Origin of the sequence: Synechococcus sp. WH 5701, from assembly GCF_000153045.1 — a bacterium.
Classification (GTDB): Bacteria; Cyanobacteriota; Cyanobacteriia; order PCC-6307; family Cyanobiaceae; genus Regnicoccus_A; species Regnicoccus_A antarcticus.
The window spans coordinates 1-1554 of record NZ_AANO01000062.1; the positions used below are offsets into that span (position 1 = coordinate 1).

Annotated in this window: 1 protein-coding gene; it reads left to right on the top strand. The window is 39.3% G+C overall.

All coding sequences use genetic code 11. From position 1 onward, the window contains the following. Positions 1-268: 268 nt before the first annotated feature. Positions 269-1554 (top strand): hypothetical protein (locus tag WH5701_RS17315; protein ID WP_198005098.1); only part of this gene is annotated, 1286 nt, incomplete at its 3' end.

A 1554-nucleotide genomic window follows, 5' to 3' on the forward strand; every position in this document is an offset into this window, starting at 1 on the left:
TCTTAGAGAGAATATCCTGGCATCATTAGGGGTGGCAGAATAAAAAACCTAAGTAGTTAATTTATCAGTTTAAATGTTAAGGCGTCGGTGATTAACCGGTGCCTTTTTTTATTTGCCTATCAAAAAAAGCTTATTAAAAATAAAACCTGCCCGATAAAGCTATGAAGAGTAATCTGATACTAGTATTGGATTATTAAATTTTTGAGAGCTCTCTTTCGCAGATGATTGACTATTAGAGAACTCTCTGGGGACTAATAAATCAATTATCATGGACTTAAAAAGGCTAAAAAAAATCGGTGAGAGTACTTCCAATTCGTTTTTAAACAGACAGGGAAATAAAACTGTTAAGCAAAGACTCTTTACTCTTGCTGTAAGTATAATAACTGTAACCATCGTAATAAGTGCCTTTGCGATATTCGAGTATATACAGATCAATAAAAGTGCAAACCGGCTAGTTGAAGCCTACATTCCTGAATGGGAGATGGCGGAATCTTTAGAGCAGGCTATTCGTGAAGCCGGCTATTACAGGATGAGGTATCTGAAAGATGGAGATGAAGAAACTTATGATCTAGTTAAAGAGAACTTCGATCTGGCCAATAGTGTGATCTTAGATCTTGAAAAACTTGCTGAGGAAAAGAACCTTCCGGTACTTTCAGAAGAGATCGAAGTAATAAAAAAGAATGCATCTGAATACATTACAGCGGTAAACACATTTCATGGATTGACTCAGGATGTGTCAAAAGAAAAAGAGGTATTAAAAGCATCAGATAACAAGATGGATCCACTGCTTGACGAGATCCTGTATACTGATAGCAACAGATCCAGTGAGTTAATTCTTATTGTGAGTGAGATTCATGAGTCGATTAATGATTTCTGGAAAAACGAAGCAAACAATAACTATGAGGCTTTAAATACGGTAGAGGACGATCTTTTAGTAAAAAGTAAAGAACTATCAGATTTTATTGAAGGTAGAAGTAGTACTGAAGCCGTAAAGGGACTTTCCTCTGAGCTAAAGGTATTTAATAGTTCTGCAGGTCGCTTACTGGATAAAATTAGGGAGCGGGCAGAGAACGAATCCATCATTTATGATGCTTCTAACCTGACATTAAGCAGCAGTGTGGATCTCTCATCTGCTGCATATAAAGGAGCGATGCAAGTTGGAGAATCCGCTTCTTCTACTGGCAGAAAGGCAATCATTGTTGTAAGTATACTCGTTGTAATCGGGTTGACAGTCTCAGTTGTTTTCAGCTATATCATTAGTAACTCTATGAATAATATTCTTACCTCTATCGTGGAGCGATTGGCGGGGGGAGCAGAACAAGTGGATGTTTCATCTGAACAACTATCGGGCGCCAGTCAGGAACTTGCTGAAAGTGCCAGCCAGCAAGCGGCCAGCGTGCAGGAAACAACTTCATCTCTGGAAGAGATCTCATCTCAAACCAAACAATCAGCTGCGAATGCGAATGAGGCCGAACAGGCAATGAACGGTGCGCTTCCTCTTGTTCGTGATGGGGTAAAAGCCATGGAAAGAATGACCGGAGCAATGGAAGAGAT